This window comes from Trueperella sp., from assembly GCF_043424875.1.
In the GTDB taxonomy this organism is placed as follows: domain Bacteria; phylum Actinomycetota; class Actinomycetes; order Actinomycetales; family Actinomycetaceae; genus Trueperella.
This window is the reverse complement of sequence record NZ_JBHWPL010000061.1, coordinates 1-3,616: the sequence shown is the minus strand read 5'-3', so window position 1 is coordinate 3,616 and position 3,616 is coordinate 1. Positions and strand designations below refer to the sequence as shown.

Annotated in this window: 5 protein-coding genes; 3 read left to right on the top strand and 2 right to left on the bottom strand. The window is 59.8% G+C overall.

The genetic code is table 11. The features are described 5' to 3' along the window. A partial coding sequence (locus tag ACHFFR_RS06020) for a TCP-1/cpn60 chaperonin family protein (protein WP_394263366.1) occupies positions 1-518 on the top strand: 518 nt, incomplete at its 5' end. 85 nt (positions 519-603) lie between these two features. Here the strand turns inward: ACHFFR_RS06020 and ACHFFR_RS06015 are convergent. Further along, positions 604-1,596 (bottom strand): hypothetical protein, encoded by a 993-nt coding sequence (locus ACHFFR_RS06015; protein ID WP_394263365.1) that lies wholly within the window; start codon positions 1,594-1,596, stop codon positions 604-606. Between the two features lie 352 nt (positions 1,597-1,948). On the opposite strand from ACHFFR_RS06015, the gene ACHFFR_RS06010 reads away from it, so the two are divergent. Both ACHFFR_RS06010 and ACHFFR_RS06005 read left to right on the top strand, forming a co-directional pair. After that, on the top strand, positions 1,949-2,737 hold the full coding sequence (locus ACHFFR_RS06010) for an SDR family NAD(P)-dependent oxidoreductase (RefSeq protein ID WP_394263364.1): 789 nt from the start codon (positions 1,949-1,951) through the stop codon (positions 2,735-2,737). Further along, entirely contained in the window at positions 2,734-3,465 is a 732-nt protein-coding gene (locus ACHFFR_RS06005) for a lysophospholipid acyltransferase family protein (RefSeq protein ID WP_394263363.1), read from the top strand. The genes ACHFFR_RS06010 and ACHFFR_RS06005 overlap by 4 nt, the downstream gene beginning before the upstream one ends. Here ACHFFR_RS06005 and ACHFFR_RS06000 read toward each other — a convergent pair. Then, positions 3,410-3,616 (bottom strand): ATP-binding protein (locus tag ACHFFR_RS06000; protein ID WP_394263362.1); only part of this gene is annotated, 207 nt, incomplete at its 5' end. The two genes, ACHFFR_RS06005 and ACHFFR_RS06000, sit on opposite strands and share 56 nt — an antisense overlap.

Sequence of the window (3,616 nt, the reverse complement as noted above, 5' to 3'; positions counted from 1 at the left end):
TCGTCGCCGGCGGCGGCTCCGCGCTGCTGCAGGTCGCCCACGTCCTCGACGACGAGCTGGGCCTGGCCGACGACGAGGCCACCGGCGTGCGCATCGTCCGCGCCGCCCTGGCGTCGCCGCCGAGGTCCCAGCGGGCGATCTGGGCGCTCATCCAGGCAGCCGATCAGGTCTTCGAAAACCTCAAGCTTGAGGGCGACGAAGCAACCGGCGCGAACATCGTTCGCGTAGCAGTCACCGCGCCGCTGAAGCAGATCGCAGAGAACGCTGGCTACGAGGGCGGAGTTGTTGTTGAGAAGGTCCGCTCGCTTGACGTTGGCCACGGCCTCAACGCCGCAACCGGCGACTACGAGGATCTCATGGCCGCGGGCATTAATGACCCGGTCAAGGTGACCCGCTCGGCACTCCAGAATGCTGCATCGATCGCTGGTCTGTTCCTGACCACCGAGGCAGTCGTTGCGGACAAGCCGGAGCCGGCCGCACCGGCCGCTGCTGGCGATGACATGGGCGGCATGTACTAAGCCCAAGCGCTGAGTAAGCTAAACACATGACTGGTGGCGGGGAAACCCGCCACCAGTCATTTTTGTGCTGGGTGACCAGCAATCATCAGTGATCCGGTGACTTTTCGAGACCGCTGCCGGCGCTGCCCGGCTCTAGCTCGCCGTCGGCGGCCTCCTTGCCGTCCCGCGCGCTCTCTTTGCGAGACTCGATCAGCCTGAGAGTGTCTTCCGAAATTTTCTCGCGGCGCGCGATTTCCTGTTCTTCCACGCTGAGCTCGCGCGGCGGAAGCCCTGGCTCAAAAGACTCGTCCGGTTCACGCAAAGTTGGCTTGAACTCCTCACATGCCGACTTTGCCGAGTGTGCATAGCGCACGGCCTCCTCATCCTCATTCCGCTGCGAAGCCACCTCGGACTCCGTGAGAACGGGGTTCTCTTCACTCGAGAGAATCTGGTCTGGTTCATCAACAGCGTCGGCGCCGTGGACATCGGTAGTCGTAGATCTTGGATCAGACGGCCCACCCTCCGGCGTCGGCCCTGTGTCCGGGGAGTGCTGTGCCTCCTCGGCAGCAACCGTTTCAATGCGTTCAAGTTCGGCAGTGAGGTTTTGGCGTGCGCTGTGCTCCCACTCGTGTGCGAGGGGAGAGACGAACAGCCGTTTTCGGGCGAGTAAACGCTGAAGTACGCGCATCCGACCCGCGTAATAGGTGGCATCGGGGATCGAGGCGTACTCCTGGCGAATATCGTGGGAATACTTTCGGTAATCCTGTGGATCCGCAGCAAGCACAGCGAGGTGAGCATCGCGCAGAGCAATCTGATCAATATCAACGGCGTCGAACACGGCCGAATCCTGCACGGAAGTGTTCAGGCCTGACTTGCGGTCCCGCATCCCGCGAATAAGCGAACAAATAGAGCTCACGGTGTCCTGCGGTACGCCAAGTCCTTCGAGTACATCATGTGCCGCATTCGCGCTGGCCACCTCGTCCTCACCACCGTTATGCGAGTAGATAGCATCCTTCGACGTCGAGAACACCACCCCGTGGAACCATACGGCCAAGCGCACGTGATCGGGGGAGTGGGTTTCCACAGTCAACTCGTCCACTGCAGAAAGTGTGGCCAGCACGTGACCGATATTGTGATGGATGCGCGAAGGCTCGCACCAGCGGCGAAGTACCTGGTGGTACACCGCTACCAGCGCCTCCTTATCCGCTGTGGCACCAACTGCCTGGAGGCTACGGATGAAAGCTTGCTGCGCCCACTGCGGAGCTTCCCTATGAGGCATCACAGCGTCCATGGATTAAAAACACGCACCGAGTCTATACCTTTGCACCTACGCTGACCTCCTACTCTGGCCGGACCTGCGCAGGTCCGGCCAGCATGTGTCTAACCGTGAATTGTGTGAATCAAACGCGAATTAAAGTGCTCTTAATAGACAGTTGAACTAACGTAGGAGCGTGGCAGAAACTTCATTGAAACTCCAAGGACGCGCCCTCATCACCGGAGGAACATCCGGGCTTGGGCTCACTTTCGCTCGCGCACTTGCGCGGCGCGGCACCGATATCGTGCTCGTCGCCCGCAATCTCGAGCGTTTAGAAAAGACGCGCATGGAACTTCAAGCGCGCGGCGTGGAGTGCGACATCCTCCAGGCGGATCTATCCGAGGAAGCAGGCGTAGCCGCGGTGAAGGAACGTCTTCTTGACGATTCATCTCCCATCACGGTGTTCGTCAATAACGCCGGCGCTGGTCTCTACACCCGCCTTGCTGTCACCGACGCCAGCGAGCTGCGCTTCGGTGCCGAGGTGATGGGCCTTGCCCCGATGGAACTGGGCGGCGCCATGGCATACAAAATGAAAGAACGCGGACGCGGCACGATCATCACCACCGCATCCGTCGCATCCCTTGTACCGATGGGCGCATATTCGGCCATCAAGGGAATGATCAAAATCTGGTCCGATTCACTCGCGATTGAACTGGCCGGAAGCGGTGTCCAGGTTACGTCGTTCCTGCCCGGGTGGGTGCGAACTGAATTCCACCAGCGTTCTGGGGTATCGACGTCGTCCATCCCCGATTTTCTGTGGCTCGATGCTGAACGTGTGGTTGGCGAATGTTTGACTGACGTGGAGAGGGGAAAAACCATCTCGATCCCGTCCAAACGGTTCAAAGTGCTGGCCTTTCTTGCCGAGCACGCCCCGAAACCGATCGTGGCAAAAGTGGTAAAAAAGCTCAATAAAGGTCGACGATGAGCGATCGCCTGCCAGAGCGTGATCTTTATCCGCTCGATGATTACCACGACGAATCCAAGCGCAATACCCGCGAGAAGGTTCGCCGCTTCTTGACCCGTCCAATCATGAATACGGTGCTGGACGCCACCGTTGTTGGTGAAGAGAACGTGGACGGGCTCACGGGCGCCTACATCGTGGTGGGAAACCACTCCTCGCACCTCGATGCGCCAATGGTGTTCTCACTGCTGCCGAACCATATGACGGAGCGACTCGCCACTGGTGCCGCCGCCGATTACTGGTTTCGCCGCCCGGCTATCTCCAAGGTGACGTCGCTGTTTTTCAATACCTACCCGATTGAGCGCAAAGGTAAGAGCAACGGGCCGAACGCGGGCAAAGCCTCGGGAATGACGGGACGCCTGCTACGTGACGGTATTCCGATTCTCATTTTTCCGGAAGGCACCCGTTCACGTACCGGCGAAATTGCAGAGTTTAAGCCCGGTGCCGCCGCGCTTTCCCAAAAATTTAATGTGCCGATTGTCCCGCTCGGGCTCGACGGCGGACGCGAAGCCATGCCGGTTGGGGCCATGCTCCCCAAGGCGGGCCAGCCACCCGTCACGATCTATATTGGTGAACCCATGATGAGCTTGCCGGATGAAACGGCAGAAGAGTACATCCTGCGCGTGCGAAGCCGCATCATTGCGATGCTGGAACAAGAGAGCGCGAATCCGATAGAAGACGCGGAAAAGTAAGCCTCACCGTCAGCCCGCCGCCCGGAGTCTCATAAGCGCGTGCCGTGCCGCCGTGTGCGGCCATAATCGCCGACACGATGGCCAGCCCAAGGCCCGAGCCGCCAGAGGTGCGCGAACGCGAAGAATCGGTGCGATAGAAGCGTTCAAAAAT